This is a genomic window from Clostridioides sp. LIBA-6822 (assembly GCF_056688955.1).
In genome coordinates, this window is record NZ_CP196995.1 from 3,447,187 (window position 1) to 3,473,195 (window position 26,009).

At 29.8% G+C, this 26,009-nt stretch carries 21 protein-coding genes; 7 read left to right on the plus strand and 14 right to left on the minus strand.

The features are described 5' to 3' along the window. Nucleotides 1-900: 900 nt before the first annotated feature. From ACTG48_RS16420 to ACTG48_RS16440, 5 genes are all read right to left on the minus strand, one after another. Nucleotides 901-2,502 (minus strand): N-acyl-D-amino-acid deacylase family protein, encoded by a 1,602-nt coding sequence (locus tag ACTG48_RS16420; RefSeq protein WP_479917418.1) that lies wholly within the window; start codon nt 2,500-2,502, stop codon nt 901-903. A gap of 104 nt (nt 2,503-2,606) precedes the next feature. Beyond that, the gene (locus ACTG48_RS16425) at nt 2,607-3,284 is read right to left on the minus strand and encodes a hypothetical protein (RefSeq protein ID WP_479917419.1); all 678 of its coding nucleotides are present in this window, start codon (nt 3,282-3,284) and stop codon (nt 2,607-2,609) included. 13 nt (nt 3,285-3,297) lie between these two features. After that, nucleotides 3,298-3,993, minus strand: coding sequence for a DUF5058 family protein (locus ACTG48_RS16430; RefSeq protein ID WP_021385864.1), 696 nt, complete (start codon nt 3,991-3,993; stop codon nt 3,298-3,300). Between the two features lie 55 nt (nt 3,994-4,048). Next, nucleotides 4,049-5,248, minus strand: coding sequence for a dipeptidase (locus tag ACTG48_RS16435; protein WP_479917420.1), 1,200 nt, complete (start codon nt 5,246-5,248; stop codon nt 4,049-4,051). A 258-nt stretch (nt 5,249-5,506) separates the two neighbouring features. Continuing rightward, complete coding sequence (locus tag ACTG48_RS16440) at nt 5,507-7,552, minus strand: sigma-54 interaction domain-containing protein (protein WP_021385845.1); 2,046 nt, start codon at nt 7,550-7,552, stop codon at nt 5,507-5,509. A gap of 247 nt (nt 7,553-7,799) precedes the next feature. Between ACTG48_RS16440 and ACTG48_RS16445 the strand changes: the two genes are divergently transcribed. Next, nucleotides 7,800-8,273, plus strand: a complete 474-nt coding sequence (locus tag ACTG48_RS16445; RefSeq protein WP_021385842.1) for a MarR family transcriptional regulator — start codon at nt 7,800-7,802, stop codon at nt 8,271-8,273. A 152-nt stretch (nt 8,274-8,425) separates the two neighbouring features. Further along, on the plus strand, nt 8,426-9,661 hold the full coding sequence (locus tag ACTG48_RS16450) for an MFS transporter (RefSeq protein ID WP_479917421.1): 1,236 nt from the start codon (nt 8,426-8,428) through the stop codon (nt 9,659-9,661). A gap of 248 nt (nt 9,662-9,909) precedes the next feature. Here the strand turns inward: ACTG48_RS16450 and ACTG48_RS16455 are convergent, their stop codons facing one another. From ACTG48_RS16455 to ACTG48_RS16470, 4 genes are all read right to left on the minus strand, one after another. Beyond that, nucleotides 9,910-10,719, minus strand: a complete 810-nt coding sequence (locus tag ACTG48_RS16455) for an alpha/beta fold hydrolase (protein WP_021385929.1) — start codon at nt 10,717-10,719, stop codon at nt 9,910-9,912. A gap of 83 nt (nt 10,720-10,802) precedes the next feature. Further along, the gene (locus ACTG48_RS16460) at nt 10,803-11,336 is read right to left on the minus strand and encodes a ferritin-like domain-containing protein (protein WP_021385885.1); all 534 of its coding nucleotides are present in this window, start codon (nt 11,334-11,336) and stop codon (nt 10,803-10,805) included. 150 nt (nt 11,337-11,486) lie between these two features. Beyond that, nucleotides 11,487-12,836, minus strand: a complete 1,350-nt coding sequence (locus tag ACTG48_RS16465; RefSeq protein ID WP_479917422.1) for a TldD/PmbA family protein — start codon at nt 12,834-12,836, stop codon at nt 11,487-11,489. Nucleotides 12,837-12,847: 11 nt separating this feature from the next. Next, nucleotides 12,848-14,230 (minus strand): TldD/PmbA family protein, encoded by a 1,383-nt coding sequence (locus ACTG48_RS16470; protein ID WP_021385832.1) that lies wholly within the window; start codon nt 14,228-14,230, stop codon nt 12,848-12,850. 244 nt (nt 14,231-14,474) lie between these two features. Here ACTG48_RS16470 and ACTG48_RS16475 point away from each other — a divergent pair, with 244 nt between their 5' ends. The 5 genes from ACTG48_RS16475 (at nt 14,475) to ACTG48_RS16495 (ending at nt 20,493) form a co-directional block, all read left to right on the plus strand. After that, nucleotides 14,475-15,689, plus strand: a complete 1,215-nt coding sequence (locus tag ACTG48_RS16475; RefSeq protein ID WP_479917423.1) for an NAD(P)/FAD-dependent oxidoreductase — start codon at nt 14,475-14,477, stop codon at nt 15,687-15,689. Between the two features lie 175 nt (nt 15,690-15,864). After that, complete coding sequence (locus ACTG48_RS16480; RefSeq protein ID WP_479917424.1) at nt 15,865-17,778, plus strand: sigma 54-interacting transcriptional regulator; 1,914 nt, start codon at nt 15,865-15,867, stop codon at nt 17,776-17,778. A 268-nt stretch (nt 17,779-18,046) separates the two neighbouring features. Next, nucleotides 18,047-19,021 (plus strand): 2-keto-3-deoxygluconate permease, encoded by a 975-nt coding sequence (locus tag ACTG48_RS16485; protein WP_479917425.1) that lies wholly within the window; start codon nt 18,047-18,049, stop codon nt 19,019-19,021. A 20-nt stretch (nt 19,022-19,041) separates the two neighbouring features. Continuing rightward, nucleotides 19,042-19,317: a UxaA family hydrolase gene (locus ACTG48_RS16490; protein WP_021385946.1), complete on the plus strand. Its 276-nt coding sequence runs from the start codon at nt 19,042-19,044 to the stop codon at nt 19,315-19,317. Nucleotides 19,318-19,329: 12 nt separating this feature from the next. Continuing rightward, complete coding sequence (locus ACTG48_RS16495) at nt 19,330-20,493, plus strand: UxaA family hydrolase (RefSeq protein WP_021385910.1); 1,164 nt, start codon at nt 19,330-19,332, stop codon at nt 20,491-20,493. A 159-nt stretch (nt 20,494-20,652) separates the two neighbouring features. Here the strand turns inward: ACTG48_RS16495 and ACTG48_RS16500 are convergent, their stop codons facing one another. The 5 genes from ACTG48_RS16500 to ACTG48_RS16520 all read right to left on the minus strand — a co-directional run bounded on the left by ACTG48_RS16500 (nt 20,653) and on the right by ACTG48_RS16520 (nt 25,910). Then, a complete protein-coding gene (locus tag ACTG48_RS16500) occupies nt 20,653-21,993 on the minus strand; it encodes an MATE family efflux transporter (RefSeq protein ID WP_479917426.1) in 1,341 nt (446 codons plus the stop codon). A gap of 11 nt (nt 21,994-22,004) precedes the next feature. Next, on the minus strand, nt 22,005-22,787 hold the full coding sequence (locus tag ACTG48_RS16505) for an ABC transporter ATP-binding protein (RefSeq protein ID WP_021385902.1): 783 nt from the start codon (nt 22,785-22,787) through the stop codon (nt 22,005-22,007). A 14-nt stretch (nt 22,788-22,801) separates the two neighbouring features. Further along, on the minus strand, nt 22,802-23,824 hold the full coding sequence (locus ACTG48_RS16510) for a FecCD family ABC transporter permease (protein ID WP_479917427.1): 1,023 nt from the start codon (nt 23,822-23,824) through the stop codon (nt 22,802-22,804). Nucleotides 23,825-23,829: 5 nt separating this feature from the next. Continuing rightward, complete coding sequence (locus tag ACTG48_RS16515; RefSeq protein WP_479917428.1) at nt 23,830-24,843, minus strand: FecCD family ABC transporter permease; 1,014 nt, start codon at nt 24,841-24,843, stop codon at nt 23,830-23,832. Nucleotides 24,844-24,971: 128 nt separating this feature from the next. After that, on the minus strand, nt 24,972-25,910 hold the full coding sequence (locus ACTG48_RS16520) for an ABC transporter substrate-binding protein (RefSeq protein ID WP_479917429.1): 939 nt from the start codon (nt 25,908-25,910) through the stop codon (nt 24,972-24,974). Nucleotides 25,911-26,009: the final 99 nt, after the last annotated feature.

Below are 26,009 nucleotides of genomic sequence, written 5' to 3' on the forward strand. Positions count from 1 at the left end.
CGGAGGATTACTTACTAAAAAAATAAAACGTTTGCTTTTAGCATTATTTTTATTTTTTGTAAACTAGGTAATTAATCCGATTTTTAATTGTATTATACAGTCATGATTTTATACTGTCAAGATTATTCTGACAATTTAATTTCAACTTTATTTATATTTCTTAAAATAAAAATAATACTTATTTTGTAGAACAAAGTCAGAATTAAAATTCTTTAATGCTTAAATATATGTTATTTTTTTATCATTTTTACTTAGCTTTATAAGATATATATAAAGAATTATAGCTTAATCTAAAGTTATTTTACATGTTATATTTCTACGATAACCATAATATATAATACTTATCTATATTACATTTATCATATTTTGTATAAGTAAATTATGTTAACTAATAGGTAGAAAAGCTCTTCTTAAGCAGTTAGAAATTTTCTTTATCAGACAACTGTAATACTGTGATAAATACTATATTTTACATATACTCACAACCAACAAACGTATATATTTAAAATCATAATTTTATTTTATATCATTTTAATATATATAACATAATTTGAATTATTTCTATGATTTTTAAGTCATGAAACATATAATTATTTTTTTAATATAACTTCCATATTTTCGTTATAATTTTATCATTTTTTGTTTATAAAGTATTTTTCCCAAAACGATATAATTTTTTATTTATCCAATTTTTCTACATAATTTAATGTTTAAAAATATTAATTTTTTCACTACAGAATAGAAATATTTTTTATATGCATCTTCACTTTTATTAAAATAAATTAAATTTTATTACTATAAGTAAAAACGAAACATGATTTTTATTTAAATAAATTTCAAATTTCGTCTTTACTTGTTTGGTATTTATTTAATTTTTAGATTTCTATTATTTTCAAGAATTTATTTTTTTAATACTTCACCATATTGATTACCAGTAACCTTCCCATCTTCCAATGCAATTTTTCCATTTACAATTACATATTCAACACCTGTAGCTAATAATTGTGGATTTGAAAAATCAATATTTTCTGACCTAGGATAACTATAGTTCTCCATATCAATAACAGCTATATCAGCTATTTTTCCTTCTTCAAGAATACCTCTATTTTTTATTTTAAACTGCCTAGCTGGTAATGAGGTTACTCTTCTTACAATTTCTTCTAGTCTTACACCTGATTTTCTGTACATATTGAAGAAAATTGGAAAAGCTCCTCTTCTTTGTAGTTCAAACCATGACATATCCCCACCTACACTAAACAAACAATCTGAACCAACCATAACAAATGGGTTATCAATTATTTTATCATCATGCAATTTATCCGGAAAATCAGCTCTATACATTCCCCCTAAACAAAAGATAAGCTCTTCATCTCCATATAAAAGTAAATCGAGTAATAACTTGTCCTCATCCATACCTTTTTGTATGGCTATTTCACGTATTGATTTCTTTTCCATGTCAATATCCTTAGTGTTTAGGAGTATTATACTCCCTCTATCTCCAAGTATAAATGCCTCTTTTAATATAAGCGCTCTTCCCTCTTCATTTCTAAGAGCATCCATTACTCCATCTATACCTAATTCAAATAGACTAGATGATATTGCCATAATAAATTGAATCACTCTTTTTTTCTTCATGCAATGCCCAGAACTTCTTGGCACTGTATCAACCATTATATCAACACCATTGTATCTTGCTTTTAATATCTCATCAAAGGCTTCTACTTCAACTGGACTTAAATGCGATACTTGGACTCTAGCACCACTTTTTTGACCTACCTCTATAGTTTCTTTTACTGCATTATATCTTCCTATGTAATCTCTAATATGAGATGTATATATACCATCATGTTCTTTAATTAACTTTGCAATATCAACCAGTTCATCAATATCAGCATACTTACTTGGTATATATGCCAATCCAGTAGATATTCCAAAAGCTCCACTTTTCATGCCATCATTTATTATCTCTGCAATTTCATTTTTTTCTTTTTCTGTAGGTGGTCTATCTTTAGACCCTCCCATAACACTCCATCTTATAGTACCATGCCCCAATAAAAATCCCATATTAATAGAAATACTACTTTCAGATATAAGGTCGCAATATTCTGTAAAATCATTCCAATATTTATTTTTATCTATAAGATATTTTTTCTCTTCTTCAAGTAATAGGCCGTTTTTATACATATATTCATATATATTTTCAGAAGAATATGGTGTTATAGAATGTCCACAGTTACCATTTATAGTTGTTGTAACTCCTTGTTTTAGGAATTTTTCAAATTTGCCATCTAGTATTGCTACTATCTCTTCATGAACATGAGGGTCAATAAATCCAGGTGTTATAACTTTTCCGCAACAATCAATTTCTTTATTTGTATTTTCATTTATCTCAGAATTCATTTTAACTATTAAATTGTCTTTAATTGCTATATCTCCATAAAAACCAGTATTTCCAGTACCATCTACTATAAATCCATTTTTTAAGATTAAATCGTATATCAAGATACTCCCTCCCTAAAGCCACATTTTTAGTAATATTCATTGTAATTTTTTATACCTTAAAAGTAAATTATTATATTTAAAAACTTATTATCATTTCACTGTTGTTAATCACTAAGCTTATCTTTATACATAGCTCTTGCAATTAATATAGTTCCAAATACACATATAAGAACTACTAAAGACTGAGGTATTATACCTTGCTTTGATAATATAATAGTCAATACAGATATTACTATTGCTACTAAACCTAATTTTTTATCTTGTAAAAATACTTGTCCAAATACTGACCCAAATAGAGCTGGTAAGATTAAATTTAGTTTCTCTACTACTTCAGCTGGAATCTTAGATAATACACTTCCTCCTAGAATTACTCCTATCGTTAATATACTTATATTCACTAAAATAGATACAGCTATACCTATTGTAGATATTATTGAACCTTCTTCTGTTCCTGATTCAACTTCTGCTGCTTTTTGAGCTGCTATTGAACATGGTAGCCTCATATTAGATATATTCCCAGAAAGAAAACTCATATAAGTTCCTGGTATACCTAAAATTGGCGAATAAGAAACTGGTTCTATTATATAGTTTGGTGCACTCATACTAACAATTGCCATCGTACTTGCCAATAGTGCTGATATTGGAGGCATAAGACCAAATCCAAAACTCAAAATTATTCCAGGTACCAATGCTGCTATAATACCCAAAGATAATGTCAATCTTCCATACCTTATCATAAAAGGTAAGTATTCTTCATTGTATATAGATTTTACTTTACTCATAAAACTCCCCCCTTTATATTATTGAAGCTATTATCATTCCGCTGAACATTGATATTGTAAGCCCCCACTCTCTTAACCATTTTATATTTTTCTTCTTTTCAAGCATACATAATATTATCATTATAACCATCCCACTTATACATGCGATTGTACCATTATCAAAACGCAACACCCTATCAGCGTTTAGATATGCAAATGAACCTAGCATAGCTCCTAAAGATATTATTGGTATAAATGATTTCTTTCCACTAGATATAACATTGGTTATCTTGTCTAGTTTATGTCCAAATAGTAATGTGAATATTATCCATCCTAAAGAACCCAGTATCATAGTCCAAACTGCATTTGTAAATGCAAGTTTTGTCATTTCAGAAGAACCCAAAGTTATACCTAATGCATCTGTACCAAATCCAGCTGACATAGATTCAAAAATTACAGAACCTATAAAAGATAGTCTCATCCATGCTATAGGTCCACCCATAGTAACTATAAGTGATACCATTCCAGCAAATATAGTCATTGAAGGTCCTATAGCTGAAATAGCACTACTTTTGACAGCTGACTTTATTTGTTTATCTGTTATTCCCATTGTTTTACCAACTTTACAAGACTTTATAGCAAATATAAGTGACTGTACTACTACTATTGATACTGCTACTGTACTTGCTATCCACAAGAGTGGATGATTAGCTAATTTTAAATAATCCATTTATAAAACCTCCCTATAAATCCTCAAATTTTATTAATACTTCTACTCTATTTACTTATTTCCATACCTGCTTCAATACCCTAAGTATATTTCCACCTAGTACCTTTTCTATTTCCTCATCACTATAACCATGTTTTACTAGATATCTAACAATATTTTTTGAAGTCTCAGTTGGATTCTCAAGACCTTTTACGTATTCTACTTTTGGATGTTCTTTTGTACCTGTTATCTTTTTTATATCAAATCTAGCAGCTAGTACTGAGTGTAATTTTACATGGTCACCATATACTGTATCTGGCCCAAAAGCCACATGGTCTATTCCTACTAAATTTTTAATATACTCAAAATGCTCCATAAATGACTCTATTGAATGTTCTTTATTTTTCTCAGTTATCGTCGTATGAGGTGCTGCTTCTACACCTATAACCCCTCCTTTTTTAGCACATGCTATTAGCACTTCGTCTGGAGTTAGTCTCTTTGTATCCCATAAACTTCTTGCCCCAACATGGCTTAATATTATTGGGTCCTTACTATACTCTATAACATCAAGTGTTGTCTGTACTCCAACATGAGAACAATCTATTGCCATTCCAATCTTATTCATTCTTTCAACAGCTTTTCTACCAAAATTTGTAAGACCGCCATCTTTTTCTTCTTTTAATCCTGAGCCTAGTGCATTGGATTCACTGTATGTAATACCCATTAACCTTATACCAAATCCATATAGTATATCTATTCTATCAAGTTCATTCTCTATTGGTGCTGCCCCTTCTAGTGTTGGTATTAATGCCACTTTACCTTCACTTTTAGCTCTGTATATATCCTCCACTTTTTCACACTTTATAACAAAATCTTGGTGTGCTAAATCACATAACCTCATACCTAAATCTATTAATATATCATCCCACTTCCATCCTGCATTTGATGTTATTGTACATACACCATCCATTAAATTATCAAATATAGCATCGTAATATCCTCTTGATAATGCTTCATAAGCACATCTTTGTTTGCCCTCTCTATTGTATTCAAATATATCTCTTTCTAAGTGTTCTGGAAATAAAACTGGATGTTCATGTAGTGATATAAATATTTTGTTATCTACTATATTTTTAACCTTAGCTTCTTGAACATCATCTAACTCGATAAGGTACTCTTTTACTCTCTTATCTCCTTTACACATCTCAATATATGAAATATCTTTTCCCTTTTCTAAATAACTATAAGCTTCATATCCTTTATAAGCTGACTTCATAACAATATCCTCCAAATTCTACAATTTTTTATATTTTCACTATGTAGCAATTGATATGCCAAAATATAAATTTTAATTGTATATTAAATCTTTCAAAAAATAAAAACGGTAGTAAAGTGATGATTTACTACTGTTTATTAGAAATAATATTTTTTATTTTTAATTTAATATTTTTAAAATTATCTCAATATTTAAAATAATTTTACTTATTTAGAATTATTATAGGGAGTTTTTAGGGGATTTCACATTTATAGCCCCCTATATTTCCCCCTTAAATTTTACATATGATATAAAATTCTTTCCTTCATCAGTTATAAAACTCCCTTGTTTTTTTACTCCAGATGACAGTAATCCATGTTTTTTTAACTTATCTATTCTTTTTCTAATTTGGTCTACACTTAATGTCATACTTTTTTCTTTTAAGATTTCTTGTAATTTATTTCTTCCTAATGATATATTTTTATTATTCCAAGTTTCTATACTCATCAATATACAAATACTCTCATTAAAGAAATTTGATTGTTTAAAATCCAATATAATTGAATCAAAATTTTCATTAACTAAAGTATTGTTATTTTGAAATTTAAATTGTTCTGGCAAATGCTCATAGTCTACTCTATCTTCCTCTACTATAGTGTCGATATAATAAATCAAATTCTTAAGCTCTCTCACATTACCTGGCCACTCATACAATTTTAATACCTGCATTGATTTTTCTGTAAAACATTTATTGCTATTTATTTCATCCAAAAAATACTTACTTATAAGGGGTATATCTTCCTTACGCTCCCTAAGCCTTGGTATTTCTATATGTAATACATTAATCCTATAATACAAATCTTCTCTAAAAGAACCTTCTTTGATTTTTTTCTTCAAATCTTTATTTGTAGCAGCTATAATCCTAACATCTATTGGTATAATTTTACTTCCGCCCATTCTCATAACTTCTTTTTCTTGTAAAACTCTCAACAATCTTTGCTGTACCTCTAGAGAGATATCACCTATCTCATCTAAAAAAATTGTTCCTGTATGTGCTCTTTCAAATATCCCTATTTTTCCGCCTTTTATCGCACCTGTGAAACTGCCTTCTTCATACCCAAAAAGTTCGCTTTCAATAAGTGTATCTGACAAAGAAGATAGATTGACTGCAACAAACGGCTTGTCTTTTCTTAGAGACTCATTGTGTATTGCCTGGGCAAATATTTCCTTTCCTGTTCCATTTTCTCCAAGTATCAACACAGAAAAATCTGTAGATGCTATTTTTCTTGCTATATTAATTTTTTCTTTTATTATTTTACTCTCACCTACAACATTCTCAAATGTGTACTTTGATACAAATCCCTTTGTCTGAAATTTATTTTGAATCTTATCCTCAAGCATCTGAATTGCACTTATATCTTTAATACTTATAATACTTTTTATTCGTTCATTATTTTCATACACATTTACTTTATTAATTATGAGTTTTTTGTTATTTAGGCTTACTACTTCATCACTAACTTCATCCTCTTGAAAAAATATTTTTTTAATAATTTTATCACTAAATAAATCCATAAAATTATTAGATATAATCTCATTTTGGTCTATTCCAACTAGATTAGAAAATACTTTATTGCAATATATAAATTTCCCTAATTTATCAATAGAAGCAATACCTTCATCGATAATCTCCAAAAAACTCTTCATAGTTTTATTCATAGTTGTATAGTATCTATATCCACTTACTGTGTCTTCATTATATTTTTCTTTAATAATATGTAATTTATCTATAGATATATTCAGCTTTGTAAAGATTTCTATAACTGTATTTATATCTATTATTTTAGCCCCTATATCTATTATTTGCTTTAAGTTCTGTGGTACTCTATTTCTACTTCCTGTAATAATTCCAATCTCACATTTAGACTTATCACATCCTGGATAATATGGTATTAGATTAATATGAATTAATCCTAATTTTTTAATTATCTTGGCGGTTTCATCTGCTGATTCTTTATAATCATCTATAACCATAACTTCAGAATCATTTTCTATACTTATTATCTGGTTTATATTTTCAATATTTATTGTACGATGTACTATTACAATAGGTATATTTTTATCTATATTATTGTGTATATGCTCTTTTATCTCATTATCTGAACATACTATAAGCTCATACTTTAATAGTTCAATATTTATGCTATCCATATAGACTAAATTATCTATATTACAAAATTCTCCAAATATATTTTCTAATTGTTTTGAGATATCTATATTTATTTTGTCATCTGTTGATACAAATAAAATATTATGTTTTTTCATACCATCACCTCCTGTTTAGTGAATATAGAAACTAATAATTTGGTCTATTGTAGCACTTTTTAAAAAAGTTTTAAATCTTAAAAAGCATATTTTATATCATTTGTTATTATTTTCCATAGGAAAACAGTGTATCTTCTATTTTTTCATCTATACTTCAATTTCTAATATGATTATTTTGACGTTGTTGTAATAGTAACAAAAATTTAATATAATATTGTTAATGCATCAACGAATTGGAGGACGGTTCATGAATAAAGAAGAACAAGTCATAACAGGCTTTAGGAACTTATTTAACAAACTGGCTTGGCTTAATAAGTCTAAGATGGAAGAGGCACTTAAGGATTATAAACCTTCTGAGGTACATTGTATAGAATACATTGCAAAAAATACAGATTCCAACGTAACAAAACTTGCAGAATCTTTTTATATGACTAGAGGAGCTATGAGCAAAATAACTAAAAAGCTCATGAAAAAAGGCTATATTGAAAGTTATCAAAAACAGGATAACAAAAAAGAAATCTATTTTAGGCTTACTAAACAAGGAAAAGAAATTAACAAGGTTCATGAGGAACTGCATAGAGAATTTCAAGAAAGAGATAAAACTGTATTTGAAGATGTAACAGAAGAACAGTTTAACAGTATGATTAACCTTGTAGAAAAGTATAACAGGCATTTGGATGCAGAGATTAGAAAACTTGATATAGATATTAAATCAGAATAAATTTAAATGAATAAAATGAAACTGTAGCAACCAAACTCTGATGAGAACAGGTTGCTTTTTTATCGCCATTTTTTGTTGACAAAGAAACAAAATGATGATACGATAAATATGTTTCCAAGGAATCAAAACCAACTTTTGAAAGGAGAATTTAAATGTTCAAATTTAAATCAAACAATAGAGGAAGCATAGAACAAACCCTAAATAAAAAAGCTTTAACATTTGGTCTTATGTCTGTGTTTCTTTGTGGAATAGGCTTCAGTATTATAAATCCTGTTGTTCCATTCTTAGTACAACCTTATATAACTAACCCCCAAAATCAAGCCATAGTCGTTACTCTACTTACATCCATTTATGCATTCTGTGTATTTTTTGCTGCTCCTGGACTTGGGGCCTTAAGTGATAGATATGGCCGTCGACCTTTACTCTTAATATGCTTCCTAGGCTCTGCAATTGGATACTTAATCTTTGGTATAGGAGGAGCTCTATGGGTATTATTTGCAGGACGTATAATAGAAGGACTAACAGGAGGTAGTATAAGTACTATCTTCGCATATTTTGCAGATATCACCCCTATAGGACAACGAACAAAATACTTTGGGTGGGTTAGTGCAGTTGCAGGTGCAGGTGCTGCTATAGGACCCACTATTGGAGGATTACTTGCAAGATTTGGTTATTCTGTACCTATGTATTTCGGTGCAACAATTACTTTATTAAATTTTATCTATGGATTCTTATATATGCCTGAGAGCCTTGACAAAACTAATAGACTTAAGAAGATTACTTTTGTAAGATTGAATCCCTTTACTCAACTCATAAATGTACTTTCCATAAATAACTTAAAAAGATTACTTATCTCAGGATTTTTACTTTGGATACCCAATGGCTCTTTACAGGCTGTCTTTTCTCAATTTACACTAGATACTTTCAATTGGGGACCTACACTAATTGGGCTTATGTTTTCAATTATGGGTATACAAGATATAATTTCACAAGGTTTTATAATGCCAAAGCTTTTATTAAAGCTTAGTGATGTACAAATAGTAATTTTAGGAATGGTTTCGGAGATTGCAGGTTACTGCTTTATTGCAGCATCAGCTTTACTCTCATTCTATCCCCTTTTTATTATTGGAATGTTTATATTTGGCTTTGGTGATTCAATTTTTGGACCTTCATTCAATGGAATGGTATCCAAATCTGTTGATTCTAGTGAACAAGGAAGAATTCAAGGAGGTAGCCAATCTATTCAATCTTTAGCGAGAATAATTGGACCTATCATTGGAGGTCAAATCTATGTATCATTTGGTCATGCTTCCCCTGCTTTCATGGGTATAATACTTATATCAGCAGCAATATCAGTCCTATACAAAAGTATACATATAAATAAATAGACATATTCTTTATTCAGATAAGCATTTATTTTTATTTTTGATTATAGATTAATTAATTTCTCTTTATAGAGGAATTCTTCCTAAATAACATACATAGCAGTTAACTTTAATGACATATAATAATAGGGTCTCAGAACTTAGTGATAGTTCTAAAACCCCATTTATCTATAGTATATGAAGTGGCATAAGACTTAATCTATACCACTTTATATAATATTATCTTATTTTTAAATACTACTAAAATATTTCTATTCCTCTAAAAACTGTAAAAATTCCTGATTAAATAGTTTGAGTTCATCATAGAATATAGCATGACCACTATACTCAAAAGTATATAAAGTTGAATCTTCTATTTTTTCATTCATAAAAACTGCAAACTCATATGGGCATACTTGGTCTAATTTTCCATGGAATATACCTGTTGGCACTCTTACACATTTTAAATCGTTAAACAATTCTTCATCTCTTAAAGATACAGCTGTTCCAATCGTGCCAATACCCGATGCGCTAAAACCAATGTCGTCAAACCACCTTCTAAAGCTTTCTGATGGATTAGATGCAAATACTTTTTCTCCAAAATTACTTACCATTTCTGGTCTATCAGTACATGCCTGAGCTATTAATTTATTAACATCCTCACGTGTCATACCATATGGAAACTCTGGAGGTCTTTGTACAAATGATGGTGCAGCGGCAGCAAACAATGCCAATTTTGATACACCATACCCATGAAATAGACTCATATATCTAAGTACAATTGCTCCCCCCATTGAAAAACCAACAAGGGTAAAATCTCTTAATCCAAGAGCATGCACCACCTTATAAATATCATCTGCTAATTGGCTATAATTATACCCTCCTGATGTTGCATCAGACTTGCCAAAACCTCTTAAATCAATTGAAACTGTTCTATATCCAAGTTTTGGCAGTATATTAGTTTGATATTCAAATATCTCATGCCCTAATGGCCAACCATGTATAAAAAGTACTGTTTTTTTAGCGTGCGGATTTAAATCATACACTGCTATATTTATACCATTTACATATACATAATACATATCAATAGCAACTCCCTTCAAGAAAATTTATGATATCTATTTTATATATATGAATAAAATTATGAATAGCTAAACTTTCGAGTTTATCTGCAGTACTTTTCTATTGCTTTTTTAAACAAGCCTACATGAACTTTTTCGTCTAAAATTATTCTATTTAATATAGCTTTTATATAAGGGTCTTCTATAATACTTATATCTCTATAATAATTATCAATAGCTACATACTCCAAGTGTAAATCTGATTTTAGTCTGTCGCAAATGGAATCTCCATAATATACAAAACTGCCATTCCAATATGCACCACATGAACTTGTAGAACCCCTGTATACAGGGTTTCCACCCAACAATCTTATTGTCTTTGCCAATATCTCCATATGTAACATCTCTGTTATAGATATATTTACCCACATTTCATTAAGTTCTTTATAATTTTCATCTGAATCAAAATCATGGTACAAGTACTGTGTTACACTTGTAAATTCACTAGCTCTACCAGAATAATCATCCATCAGTAGTTCTGCATAATACTTATTTGGTCCTAAGACTCTTATTTCTGGGTATGGTTCATCACTTGAATATCCCTTTCTCTTGTGCATATCGTAATGTGCATCACTCATAATATATCCTCCTCTAAATTTAACATATGATATTAATTGTATGCATATAAATCCGTCTCTATGATTTAAATACTAAAACTTAAATTACATAGTAAAAAGCCATGTTAATTTTGATTAACATGGCTTTTTACCTATACAATTACTTTTTAATTATTCATCTTTACCTGCTACTGATAATTCTTTAATAACAACTGAAGGTGAGCCTATACTACTCATTGGAAATTCTAAATCTTCTCCTATAACTTCAATATTTTTCAATAGGTCAAAATAGTTTCCTGCTACTGTAATTTGCTCTACTGGAAATGCTTTTTGCCCTTCTTTAATATAAAAACCTTTAGCTGCCAAAGAAAAGTCTCCTGTTACTGAATTTGCACCTGAATGAAGACCTGCAAAACTAGTAACCATCAATCCTTCACCTATATCCTTCATAATTTCATCTAGAGATTTATCTCCTTTCTCTATATAAAAGTTAGTTGGATGTATACCTATAGGTGATGAATACGAAGATTTTATTCCATTTCCTGTAGTCTTTACATTTGCCTTATTAGCCGTCTTTAAGTTATGAAGTAAAGTTATAAGCTTTCCATTTGAAATGACTTCTTTTTTAAATGTGGCTACTCCTTCATCGTCAAAAGGAGTAGATGCCATACCATTTTCTAAAAGTGGGTCATCAACTATTGTAACTATAGGAGATGCTATCATATCTCCTTCTCTGTCTTTTAATAAAGATAATCCTTTTTGAGCTGAATCTGCATTAAATATTCCAGAAAATGTGCTAAGTAAAGATACCATAGCTTCATTAAACAGTATAGTTTTATATTTACCTGATGGAATACTCTTACCACCTACTTTAGATAAAGCATTATCAACACCAAGTTTTGCTATCTCGTAAGGCTTTATTTCTCCAATAGAAGTTGCTATATTGTATCCTACTCCATCATATTTTTGCCCATTGTCTTCTATGATAGGAACTACAAACCCTATAAGCATATTAGTTGTATTACTCAAATCAAGACCTTTAGTATTATATATACCATTGCTTGATACAGAATAAGATATAGTACATCTAGATAAATTTACTACCTTATCTGAATAAGCTTTAGTCTCTCTTTCCATTTCTAGAGCTAAATCAATCAACTTATCTGCTTCTAAATTTTCCAACTCTTTAGAATAAGTCTTTACATCATTATAGTGCTTGTCACCTTCATATATAAACTGTACATCTTCATTTTCAATGGTATTTACCCCATCTTTTACACTTTTTATCAACATATCAACAGCTTTATCATCTAAAATTTCAGTATAAGAGTAACCTATCTTTCCATTTACCTTACCTCTAAAAGATAAACCGAAAGACTTATCAAGATTGTATTTTTCAACTTCTCCTTCATATATATTTATACTTAAATTTTCTCCTGTATAATAATATATTTCACACTCTTCAAAACCTTCACTTAGAGCCTTTTTAAATAATATATCCTTAAAACTTTTAAGTTCCACAATTATCCCTCCTATCTTCCACCTACAGTAATTTCTTTTACCCTTATCATAGGTTGACCTACATTGGTTGGTATACTTCCTGATGATGAACCACACATCCCCTGAGCTTGTTTTAAGTTGTCCCCAACCATATCTATATTCATAAGTACATCGCTACCTTTTCCAATTAAACTAGCACCTCTAACTGGCTCTTGTATTTCTCCATTTTTTATCAAGTAGCCTTCTGAAACTGCGAAATTAAACTCTCCTGTTACAGGATTTACAGAACCGCCACCCATTTTTTTAGCATAAAGTCCATCTGGTATTGACTTTATAATATCTTCTGGTTTATCTTCTCCAGCAGCAATATAAGTGTTGGTCATTCTTGAAGTTGGAGCAAATTTATAGTTTTGTCTACGAGAACTTCCTGTAGGATTCATTCCCATTCGTCTACCATTCAGCTTATCTATCATATAAGACTTCAATATTCCATTTTCAATTAGTATATTTTTTTGAGCTGGATTTCCTTCATCATCTATATTCATAGAGCCCCAGTAATTTGGTATTGTACCATCATCTATAGCTGTAATCTTTGTAGAAGCAATCTGTTGACCTAATTTATCTGCAAATACAGAGTTGCCTTTTGCAACTGATGTAGCTTCCAAAGAATGTCCACATGCTTCATGAAAAATTACCCCACCAAATCCATTATCTATCGCCACCATCATATTACCTGCTGGACAATTTTTAGCATGCAACATAGTATGTGCTACTCTAGCCGATTCTCTTGCATAGTATTCTGGGTCTATCTCTTCAAATATCTCAAATCCTTTGCAACCTCCAGGACCTTCAAATCCAGTTTGATTTTCATTGCCTTTAGATGCAACTGAACTTATTCCAAGTCTCGTTCTTATTCTTCTATCTTCAACATATACTCCTTCAGTATTTGCAATTAATATTTTTTGGTCTTTATCTGAATAGCTAACACTCACTTGTGATATATCACTACTAAACTCTTTTGCACTCTTATATGCAATCTTCATTACATTTACTTTATCTCTATTACCTATTGAATTTGGATAAATTTTTATATTATGTATGTTATTTATTTTAATATTGTCATTTAGTATTACACTTTTTCCATCTTCTAATCTACCTAGAGCAACAGCAGCTTTATATGCTACATCCAACAAACTATTTAACGAATTGTCACTTGTATAAGCATATATACTTTTTAATCCTTTAAATATTCTTATTCCTATACCATAATTTCTTCCACCTATTGCATTTTCTACCTTATTATCTATTAAACTAATAGAATTATTTATAGTGTCTTCTTCAAAAATCTCAGCGAAGTCTCCTCCAGTAATTAGACACTTTTCTAATACCTTTGAAGCTATATCTTTTGAAAGCATAAATTTACCTCCTACTTTAAATTTTTAATTAACTTTTATCTAATCCTTTTACTTATTAAAAACATCATATACCACTATTACTTAAAGTAAAGTACTTATAAATATATTATACATATGTTTTACACTAAAATGTTATCACATTTTTATTTATACATACCCATATATCTAGATAATTAAAATGTATAATATTATTTGCTATAGAAAATAATACACTCATACATAATAAATTTTAGGAGTGAAATATATGAATCAAGAATATGTAAAAGGAAAACCTATTTTTACTAATATAAACAAAATTCCAAAACAATTTCCGTATCTTACTGATGACATTGATACTGATGTTATAATTGTTGGTGGTGGTGTTACTGGATGCATTTGTGCTTACTATCTAGCTAAAAACAATATAAAATCAGTCATTCTTGAAAAAGGAAGGATTGCACATGGAAGCACTAGTGTAACCACTTCTCTTTTACAGTATGAGTTAGATGACAATTTGATAGACTTAACAGAAGTTATGACTTTAACCGATGCTCTAAAAGCATACAACCTTTGTGTATCAGCACTTGAAGAGTTAGATGAATTTATAGAACTCTATGGAAATAAGTGTGATTATGCCAAGAGAGATACTCTACTTTATACTGCTAATAAACTTGAAGTTAAGGCTATAAAAGAAGAATATAATTTAAGAAAAGAAAATGGATTCGATGTTGAATATATTGATGAATCTACAAACCCTTTTAGTTTTGATTTGAAATCAGGGTTAATAGCAAAAAACGGAGGAAGAGAACTAGACCCATATAAGTATAGTCATCATTTAATCGATGTAAGTCTAAAAAATGGTCTGCAAGTATATGAAAATACAGAAGTAAAAAAAGTAGACTTTTCAAATGATAAAGTGACTGCTGAAGTATCTTATGGTTATAAAGTTCATGGAAAAAAACTAATCGTAGCTACAGGGTACAATACAAGTTTATTTACAAAAAGAAACTTTGCAACTAAGTCAAATACTTTCAATATAGCGACAAAACCGATTGAAAATATAGACTCTTGGAAAAACAATATTCTAATTAGAGATAACTGTGACCCATATAATTATCTAAGAACTACGAAAGATAATCGATTAATTATAGGTGGCGAGGATGTAAGTTTTGATGATATAGAAAACGAAACTTTAGCTAATGAAAAGTATGACATTTTAGAACAAAGATTAAAAAGTATGTTTAAGGATATAGAAGATATACAGATTGAGTATAAATATTGTGGTTGTTTTGCTTCTACTTTAGATAATTTAGGTTTTATTGGTCCAGATAACAAAAACCACAATCTATGGTATTGCCTAGGTTATGGAGCCAATGGAATACTCTTTGCAATACTTGGTGGTATAATGTTAAGTGAATTGTATCTTGGTAAAGAAAATAAAAATATGAAATTGTTTAGAGTAAATAGATTTGATAAATAGACATTATATATTAAAAGACTGTACAAAAAAAGAACTTTAGAATTCTAAAATCTAATTTTTGTACAGTCTTTTATAATGTTCTTTTTAAAAACACTTTATTTATAATTAAATATAAAGTAAAATATTAAAATATAACTGATAAATTTAGCCATAGTATAATATTTAAGTTTATTTGATGAAATATGGAGGAATCATTATGAAAGAAATACTCGTTATTGCTCCCACTAAAGGAACCTATGAAAAATCAATTCACATAGTTAAAAAACACAAGTATACAAATATTGATGTTGTATTTGGTAATCTAAAAGAAGGGATACCTCTTGCTGAAAAAAGTATTAATCATGGAACCAGAATTATCATAAGCCGAGGTGGGACTTACAATATGCTAAAATCTACTTACAACATACCTGTAGTTGAAATTAAAGTAGATGCTTATGATATCATAGAAAGCTATAAAGAAGTAAAAAACTCTAATGAACCATTTGGAATAATTGGATTTAATAATGTAATCTATGGTTTTGACATTATAGAAGAAATATTGAATAAAAAAATAACTATGATTGAAATTGAAAAAGAAGAAGAGATTTATGATGCTATAGAAAAATATAGAAAGAAAGGTATCAACACATATATAGGAGATACTACTGTTGCACATATTGTTAAAAGACTCAATTGCAAGGGGATATTAATCGAATCTAGGGAAGAAAACATACTTAGAGCTATTCAACAAGCAGAACAAATACTTGATGCAACTAAAGATGAACAAAAAAGAAGATTACAGATAGAAGCTATGACAGATTTCGTACATGATGGGATAATAACAGTCGATAAAAATTTTAAAATCACATTATTTAATAAGAGTGCTGAAAAAATATTTGGTATAAAAAAAGAAAATGCACTTTATCATAATGTTATAGATGTTATTCCAAACACAGTTCTTCCACAAGTAGTTGAGACTATGGAACCTCAAATTGGTGAAATACAAAATATAGGAAGTACAAAAATCATTACAAATAGAGTTCCAATCATAGTTGATGGTCAAATTCAAGGAGCTGTTTCTACATTTCAAGATAGTAAAGAAATAAGTTCTTTTGAACATACAATAAGAAGAAGTCTATTAAATAAAGGACTCTCTGCCAAATACACTTTTGATGATATAATACATGCTAGTGAAAAAACGAAAAATTGCATAGAAATTGCAAAGAAATATGCCTGTTATGATACTCCAATGATTATTACTGGAGAATCAGGTGTTGGTAAAGAGCTGTTTTGTCAAAGTATACACAACTATAGTAAACGTAAAAAGGCACCTTTTGTTGCTGTAAATTGTGCTGCTATACCTCCTTCTTTAATAGAAAGTGAATTTTTTGGTTATGAGGAAGGTTCATTTACAGGTGCAAGAAAAAAAGGTAAAGCAGGCGTATTTGAGTTAGCACATGAAGGTACAATCTTTCTCGATGAAATAAGTGAAATTCCTCTTGAACTTCAAGGACGACTGTTGAGAGTATTACAGGAAAAACAAGTTATGAGAATTGGTGGTGATAAAGTCATCCCTATAGATGTAAAAATTATTTGTGCTTCTAATAAAGACTTAAAAAATATGATGCGTGATGGTTTATTTAGACAAGACCTTTATTTTAGAATAAATATCTTAACACTATATCTTCCTTCCTTAAAAGAAAGAAAAGAAGATATTTTAGAGTTGTCAGAATTTTTTATACATAAATATTCAATCAAATACAACAAAACACCTTTAATAATCACTCCAAATATTAAACAAGTACTTCTTGAACGAGAATACGAAGGGAATATAAGAGAACTGGAGGGAATGATGGAAAGAGCTGTTATTGTAGAATCATTTGACTCAATTTTATCAGAAAAATATAACAGCGAGTATACAAATAATATAGCTAATACAAATAATAATAATTTTGAATGTAATAACTTAGATTTAAAGACATTAGAAAAAATATATATCTATAAAATTTACAATGAAAACAATAGAAATACTACAAAAACTTGTGAAATTCTAAAAATAACCCGCTCTACTCTATGGAGAAAATTAAAAGAAATAGAAAATGATGTTTAAAAATAACACATATTTAATATAACGAAACGTTTTATGTTTAATTTTAATACATAAAACGTTTCGTTATTTTGCTGAAAAATACGATTATATAATAAAATAATTATTTTCAATTTTAAATTTCACACAATTATGCATTTAATTCTAAGTAATCTACAGCATTTCAAACAAGCAACAAAAATAATCAAAATAACTTTAAATACAAAATCTATATATTGGCATAGTAATTGCTTTTAGATACTTATATAAAAATGTAAAGGAGTGATACTAGATGCACATCTTAAAATCAGTGAAAAAGATACCAGGAGGACTTATGGTATGTCCCTTGTTATTGGGAGCACTATTTAATACAGTATGTCCACAAGCTCTAGAAATTGGAGGATTCACAACATCCTTATTTAAAACTGGTGCAATGAGTATACTTGCTCTATTCTGTCTATGTAATGGTGCTCAAATTAACATTAGACAAGCTGGTAAACCATTGACTAAAGGAATAGTGCTTACAGCAACAAAATTTATAATTGGTGCAGTATTAGGTATTATCGTCAGTAAATTTATAGGGCCTAAAGGCATAATTGGTATTACACCTCTTGCCATAGTGGCTACCATGACCAATTCAAATGGAGGTCTATTTGCTGCACTTGCAGGTGAATATGGAGACTCTACAGATGTTGGAGCAATATCTATATTATCTTTAAATGATGGTCCTTTTTTCACAATGCTTGCTTTTGGAGTGACTGGACTTGCAAATGTACCTATAGTTGCACTATTTGCAGCACTCATACCAATACTACTTGGATTTATACTTGGGAATCTCGATGAAGATATACGAGAATTCCTTGCACCTGGTACAACATTATTAATTCCTTTCTTTGCTTTCCCTTTAGGAGCAGCATTAAACTTTAATCAAATTATAACTGCTGGATTACCTGGGGTTGTACTTGGCTTAGGAGTTACTCTAATAACAGGTATGGGTGGATACTTTGTAATGAAACTTATACGTGCAGAGCATCCAGCAGTGGGTGCAGCAACTGGAACAACAGCCGGAAATGCAGCTGGTACTCCTGAAGCTTTAGCTGCTATAGACCCTACTCTAGCTACAATTGCAGCTGTTTCAACAGTACAGGTTGCTGCTGCTATCATTGTTACAGCAATATGTTGTCCAATGTTAGTTTCTTTTCTAGATAAAAGAGAAAAAAAGAAAAAAGCTATTTTTAAAACAAATAAAAATATTGAAGTAAATTAATATTTAAGGAGGTAAAAGTGATGAATGCAATTATTCATGCAAATGAAAAAGATAATCTAGTTACATGTGTTAGACCTTTAGTTAAGGGTGAAAAAGTTTCAATTGATGGAAAATCTTACATAGTAAATGATGATATCCCTGTTTTTCACAAGATGGCTACAGAAGATGTAAAAAAAGGTGACGTTGTCTATAAATATGGTGAAGTTATAGGAATCGCAACAGTTGATATAAAAACTGGTGACTATGTTCATGTACATAATATTGAAAGTACACGTGGTCGTGGAGACAAAAAATAGGAGGTAATTAAAATGAAATTAATGGGTTATTTAAGAGAAAATGGACAGTTTGGTATTCGTAATCATGTTTTAGTTATTCCAACATCTGTATGTTCAAGTGAGACAGCTACAAGAATAGCATCACTTGTACCTGGAGCAATAGCTATCCCTCATCAACATGGATGTTGTCAAATTGGTTCTGATATAGAACTTACAGCAAAAACATTGATAGGATTTGGGAAAAATCCTAATGTTGCGGCAGTTTTAGTAGTTGGTCTTGGTTGTGATGGTATACAAGCAAAAGACTTAGCTTCTGAGATAGCTACAACAGGAAAAAAAGTAGATTATGTTGTTATACAAGAATGTGGTGGAACCTTAAAAACAGTCTCTAAAGGAGCTGAAATAATAGGTCAAATGTCTCGTGAAGTATCAAAAGAAGTAAGAGTTGAATTCGATATGAGCGAAATTACATTAGCACTTGAATGTGGTGGTTCTGACCCAACAAGTGGAATAGCTTCAAACCCTTCAATAGGGGTTGCATCAAATCTTCTTGTAGATGAAGGTGGAAGCAGTATACTAAGTGAAACTACAGAAGTAATTGGTGCAGAACATTTACTGGCTACTCGTTTTGAAGATGAAAAAATGAAAGATAAGTTTCTTAAATTTGTAAGTGATGTAGAAAAAAGAGCAATTGCTATGGGAGAAGATTTACGTAGTGGTCAACCTACTCCAGGTAATAAAGCTGGTGGACTTTCAACAATCGAAGAAAAATCACTTGGATGTATGTATAAAGCAGGTAACAAGCCATTTAAAGGTGCTCTTGAATATGCTGATATTTTACCACATGATAAAAAAGGTCTATATTTTATGGATACTCCGGGACAAGATATAGATTCTATTACTGGTATGGTAGCAGGTGGTGCACAGATTGTAATCTTTTCAACTGGTAGAGGTACTCCAACAGGAAGCCCAATTTCTCCAGTTATTAAAATCACTGGAAATAGTGATACATACAACAAAATGCCAGATAATATAGATATAAATGCAGGTAGAATTATAACAGATGGTGCTAAAATAGCAGATATAGGGCAAGAAATATTCAACGAAATAGTAGAAGTATGTAATGGTAAATATACTAAAGCTGAAAGTCTTGGTCATAGAGAATTTGGTATTTATAGAATTGCTTCTACATTTTAATATCTGATAAATATAATATATAAAGTATCTTTATATAAATACACTCCCCCTATATATACAAGATAAAAATCCTTTAACATAAAATTTAAAATATATAAAAGGGTCTATCAGTCAATAATTAAAATTATTAAGTGATAGACCTTTTATTTTTTGATATGCTTATACTTCTCTCGTTTTAAATTCCCTTTTTAAGAATAACAGCACAATTATCATAGCAATAAAATCTGCAATTGGTTGTGCTAACCAAACTCCATCTAAATTAAATTTGATTGGAAGCACAATAATTAATGGTATAAATAAAATAAATTGTCTCAAAAGAGTTAAAAACATAGAATGTTTAACCTTACTTATACACTGAAAATACACAGGACCTACAATGGAAATTCCCATTATCGGCAATGTAATTAGATTTATATTTATACCTCTTACAGCTATCTCCATTAAATCTGAATCTTTATTAAATATACCTACAAATACTTCTGGGAAAACTTGTACTACTAAAAATCCAAAGGACAATATAACAATTGACATTATAATAGATAGTATTAAAGTTTTCTTTGCACGTTCATATTGCTTTGCACCATAATTGTATGATATTATAGTTTGCATACCTTGATTCAAGCCAAACACAGGCATCATAAACATCAATAAAATAGATGTAAGTGCTGTCATAGCTCCAATAGCTAAATCACCACCATAAGCCTTTAAAGAATTATTTGTAAATATATGAGTTATACTTATAGCTACTTCCATAGCAAAAGGTGTCATACCTATTGCAAATACATTTTTCACTATATCTTTATCTAATTTTAAATTATATTTTTTTAGTTTTAAATTGGACTTCCCTCTTATAAAATAATATGTTACCCAAATACACACCACTACTTGACAGAGTACTGTTGCTATAGCAGCTCCTTTTATACCTAAATCAAACACAAATATGAATATAGGGTCCAATATCAAGTTTAATACACAACCTACAATCATTGTTCTTGCTGCTAATTTTGGATTACCTTCTGCCCTAATCGCATTATTAAGAGAAAATGCAACTAGATTAAATATACTTCCAACCAATATAACACTCATATAGTCTTTTGCATAAGAGATTGAATCTTTACTTGCACCCAAAATAAAAAGTATATCTTCTAAAAAAACTAACCCTAATACAGTTATTATTAAAGATATAATTATAGATAGTGTCAAAGCATTACCTAATATCTTTTCTGCTTCTTCCTTATTTCTTTCACCTAACTTAATAGACAATCTTGTGCTAGCACCTACTGATATTAGCATTCCAAAAGCTATTATTAGTGTAAATACTGGCATAGTTACGCCAAGACCTGCAATAGCTATGGAACCGATGCCTTCCATAGAACCAATAAATGCTCTATCTACTACATTATAAAGTGAAGTTACCATCATTGCTATTATTGCAGGTATCGAATATCTAAGTAATAAAATCCATATTTTTTCATGTCTTAATGCTTCTTGATTTTCCATGTTGTCACCATTTATACCATGTCATAAGTTATACAAATTGGTTTATTTGTTCTTGGGTCTGTTGCTATTTCTGCATCAATGTTAAATAATTCTTTTAGATTATCTTTCGTCATAACATCATATGCATCACCTTCACAAACTATTTTACCTTTCTTAATACCTATCATGTGGTCAGCAAATCTTGCTGCATTATTAAGTTCATGTATTACCATAACAATAGTTCTTCCTTGTTTTTTATTTAATTCATCTAATAATTTTAATATTTCTAACTGATGAGCTAAATCTAAATATGTTGTAGGCTCATCTAGTAGTAATATATCAGTCTCCTGTGCTAAAGCCATAGCTATCCATGCCCTTTGTCTTTGTCCTCCCGATAAGTCTTCTATATTTCTGTCTTTAAAATCTGCAATTCCAGTAACTTCTAAACTCCAATTTACAATATCTCTGTCCTCTTTACTAGAATTACCAAATCCACTCTTATGAGGAAATCTTCCATAAGAAATTAACTCTGAGACAGTAAGACCACTAGGAGCTTGAGGACTTTGTGGAAGTACAGCCATATCTTTTGCTATTTCTTTAGATTTCTTTTTATAAATATCCTTTCCATTTATATATATACTTCCACTCTTAGGACTAATAATTCTTCCTATAGTTTTAAGTATTGTTGATTTTCCACAACCATTAGCCCCTATTATAGTAGTTATTTTTCCTTTTGGTATATTTAAATTTAAATTTTTTACAATATCTGTATTTCCATATGATATATTTAAATTTTTAGTATTTATACAGTTCATAACAACACCCTTTCCTAATCATTTGCCAACATTAAATAGATAAAGTATGGCACTCCTATTATAGAAACCACTATACCTACTGGTATTTCCATAGGTGCCAGAATATTTCTAGATATAGTATCTGCTACTAAAAGTAATAATGTTCCTATAAGCGCTGATACTGGTATTAATCTTTTATGTTTTGGTCCTATTATTTTTCTACCTATATGTGGAGCTATTAAACCTAAAAATGAAATACTACCTGCTACTGCTGTAGATACACCAGATAAAATTACTGCATATATTATGAGCCTTCTTCTTTGTTTTTCTACTTCTACACCAAGACTTGTAGATACTTCATCACCCAAGTTTAAAACATCTATATATTTAGCTTTATACATAGTTATACCCATAAAAACTACTATAAATGGAAGTACAGCTATCACGTATTTCCAACTAGTTCCCCAAATACTACCTGATGTCCATGCCATAACTCTATTAAATTCTTGTGTTGTAAATTTCAATTGGAATATCGTCAAAATTGAGGTGAAAGCTATATTTATGCCTATACCAATAAGTAGTAATCTTGAAGAATTTATCCCACCTTTCCATGCAAGAGAATATATAAGAAAGGCTCCAAATAAAGCTCCTACAAGTGCAACAATTGGCATTGTAAATACGGTTAGATTACTCATTCCTTCATAAACATTCCCATTCATAAGGTATATGTAAACGACTACAAATAGTGCAGCACCTGAATTTATTCCCAAAATACCAGAGTCAGCCAAGTCGTTCTTTGTAACACCTTGAAGTATTACTCCCGATGTTGATAATGCTGAACCAACCAAAAGTGCTATTACTATTCGTGGTAATCTCAATTTAAATATAGCAATTTCATGATTACGCTGACCTTGACCTAAAAAAGTCTTTATAACATCCATTGGTTCTATAGAAAATGAGCCCATATTTAAACTCACCAGAAAAGTGATAAAAATAAGTACCACTAAAATTGATATAACAAGCAATGCTTTAGAATTTATTTTCATAATATTTTTCATAGTACTTATTTCTCCCCCTTTCTAACAAGGTATATAAATATTGGCACTCCTATAAGTGCTGTTATAGAACCTACTGGTGTCTCATATGGAGGATTTATCATCCTACTTAATATATCTGTATATACAAGCAATACAGCTCCTAGAACTAGAGAACTTGGTATTATATACTTATAATCTGAACCTACTATTCCTTTAGCTATTTGAGGAACTATAAGCCCTATAAAAATAATATTACCAGACACCGAAACAGATGCCCCAGTCATTAATATTACGAGTATTATACATATGAATCTAACAGTGTTAGTTTTTTGACCCAGTCCTATTGCTACTTCTTCTCCAAGGCTTAATATAGTTATTCTTGGAGCCATAACCATAGCTAATATAAATCCAATACCTCCAGCTATAAATAACAGCTTTACACCTTCCCAATTTACTCCTACAAGACCTCCTGATATCCAGAAACTCAATTGTTGAGATAAATTAAAATACATAGATATCGCTGATGCTAAAGAAATTAACAGTGTTCCAAGTGCTACTCCTGCAAGAGCTAACTTTACATTATTAACTCTTCCTCTTGACTTGGAGCTTATAAAATATATAAATAATCCACTTATACTTGCTCCAATAAATGCAAACATCATTACACTAAAATTTCCATGTATAAGTTGAGGAAGTTTTTTCTGAAGCACTAGTGATATCGCAATTGCAAATGTAGCCCCTTGTGTAATACCTATAACAGAAGGTTCAGCTATAGGATTTCTTGTTATTCCCTGCATTATTGCTCCAGAAACTGCTAAAAAGCCTCCAACAAGAGCTGCTGCTATTGCCCTTGGAAGTCTAACATCCTTTACTATTCTCATATTTATTCCATCTTCCATTTTTATTAAACTATCTATAACAGTCGATAGATTCATATCTTTTGCCCCAATAGCTATGGATAATACAATTCCAAGTACAAGTGCAACTATACTTACTAGTATCAACAAATAAGTTAAATTCTTTTTACTAAGCTTAGTCAATTATCTTACCCCCTTTTCCCTTTTAATCATTAGTATAGTAACATCTATTAAATATTTTTTATTTTAAACTTTATTAAAAATAGGTGTGAAAAATGAATATCATTATCTCACACCTACTAAGTTAAGAATTACTTTGTTAATTCATTTTTAACTGATTCTAATAATAACTCTTTTCCAATTGGATTATATGATTGACTAAAAAATGGAGCTGCGTCAAGTATTGTTACATTTCCATCTTTTACTGCTCTTATTTGAGTCCAGATAGCACTATTTTCTAAATCTTTTTTATCTGATTCTGTAGCAATTACAACTATATGGTCTGCATCTATATCAGTTAGACCTTCCATACTTACCATTGGTAATGTTATTCCATCTTGTTTAGGCATGTTTTTAGGTCTAGCTAGTTTCATATCATCATTGATTAAAGTTCCTATTCCACCATCACTAAATACCATAAATTGGCCTGAACTTGCTAACACTGGTAAATAAGTTTTTTCTCCATTTTTCTCTGTAACTTCTTTACCTAATTTTGTAGCTTTTTCATCATACTTCTCTAACCAGTTTTTAGCATCCTCTTCTTTATCAAATAACTTTGAAACATCAGTTAACTTACTTCTCCAGTCATTTGCATAATCTTTCATCATTACTACAGGTGCTATTTCTTTTAATTGGTCATATATTTTTTCTTGTCTTTGACTCATTATTATTAAATCAGGATTTACTTCTAATATAGCTTCCATATCCATAGTGTCCATCATTGAGTGTCCAACTATTTTTACATCTTTAAGTTCTTCTCTTATGTAACTTGGTAATTTATCAGTTTCATATGAGTCTACGTTTGCTGTTGCAACAGGTTTATGACCTGCTAATAATAGTTCTTCACTACTTCCTGATATATCAACTATTTTTTTAGGATTTGATGGTATCTTAACATCTCCCTTAACAGACTGTACAACTCTTGTATCTGATTTATCTTTATCATCTGTATTCTTATCTGAACATGCTGTAACAAGTACTAGCGTAGTTATAATAGATATAAATATTGCAAGTGATTTTATTTTTTTCATGATTTTTTCTCCTACTTGTTTATTATAATTATATGATATTGATTATCATAAGCACATATTTATTATAGCATTTTTCTATTTTTAGTCAATATTATTTTG

Coding starts and splice junctions, on each gene's coding strand:
- ACTG48_RS16425 (WP_479917419.1), bottom strand. CDS start 3,284: ATGAGTAAAGTAAAATCTATATACAATGAAGAATACTTACCTTTTATG.
- ACTG48_RS16430 (WP_021385864.1), bottom strand. CDS start 3,993: ATGGATTATTTAAAATTAGCTAATCATCCACTCTTGTGGATAGCAAGT.
- ACTG48_RS16435 (WP_479917420.1), bottom strand. CDS start 5,248: ATGAAGTCAGCTTATAAAGGATATGAAGCTTATAGTTATTTAGAAAAG.
- ACTG48_RS16440 (WP_021385845.1), bottom strand. CDS start 7,552: ATGAAAAAACATAATATTTTATTTGTATCAACAGATGACAAAATAAAT.
- ACTG48_RS16445 (WP_021385842.1), top strand. CDS start 7,800: ATGAATAAAGAAGAACAAGTCATAACAGGCTTTAGGAACTTATTTAAC.
- ACTG48_RS16450 (WP_479917421.1), top strand. CDS start 8,426: ATGTTCAAATTTAAATCAAACAATAGAGGAAGCATAGAACAAACCCTA.
- ACTG48_RS16455 (WP_021385929.1), bottom strand. CDS start 10,719: ATGTATTATGTATATGTAAATGGTATAAATATAGCAGTGTATGATTTA.
- ACTG48_RS16460 (WP_021385885.1), bottom strand. CDS start 11,336: ATGAGTGATGCACATTACGATATGCACAAGAGAAAGGGATATTCAAGT.
- ACTG48_RS16470 (WP_021385832.1), bottom strand. CDS start 14,230: ATGCTTTCAAAAGATATAGCTTCAAAGGTATTAGAAAAGTGTCTAATT.
- ACTG48_RS16475 (WP_479917423.1), top strand. CDS start 14,475: ATGAATCAAGAATATGTAAAAGGAAAACCTATTTTTACTAATATAAAC.
- ACTG48_RS16480 (WP_479917424.1), top strand. CDS start 15,865: ATGAAATATGGAGGAATCATTATGAAAGAAATACTCGTTATTGCTCCC.
- ACTG48_RS16485 (WP_479917425.1), top strand. CDS start 18,047: ATGCACATCTTAAAATCAGTGAAAAAGATACCAGGAGGACTTATGGTA.
- ACTG48_RS16490 (WP_021385946.1), top strand. CDS start 19,042: ATGAATGCAATTATTCATGCAAATGAAAAAGATAATCTAGTTACATGT.
- ACTG48_RS16495 (WP_021385910.1), top strand. CDS start 19,330: ATGAAATTAATGGGTTATTTAAGAGAAAATGGACAGTTTGGTATTCGT.
- ACTG48_RS16500 (WP_479917426.1), bottom strand. CDS start 21,993: ATGGAAAATCAAGAAGCATTAAGACATGAAAAAATATGGATTTTATTA.
- ACTG48_RS16505 (WP_021385902.1), bottom strand. CDS start 22,787: ATGAACTGTATAAATACTAAAAATTTAAATATATCATATGGAAATACA.
- ACTG48_RS16510 (WP_479917427.1), bottom strand. CDS start 23,824: ATGAAAAATATTATGAAAATAAATTCTAAAGCATTGCTTGTTATATCA.
- ACTG48_RS16520 (WP_479917429.1), bottom strand. CDS start 25,910: ATGAAAAAAATAAAATCACTTGCAATATTTATATCTATTATAACTACG.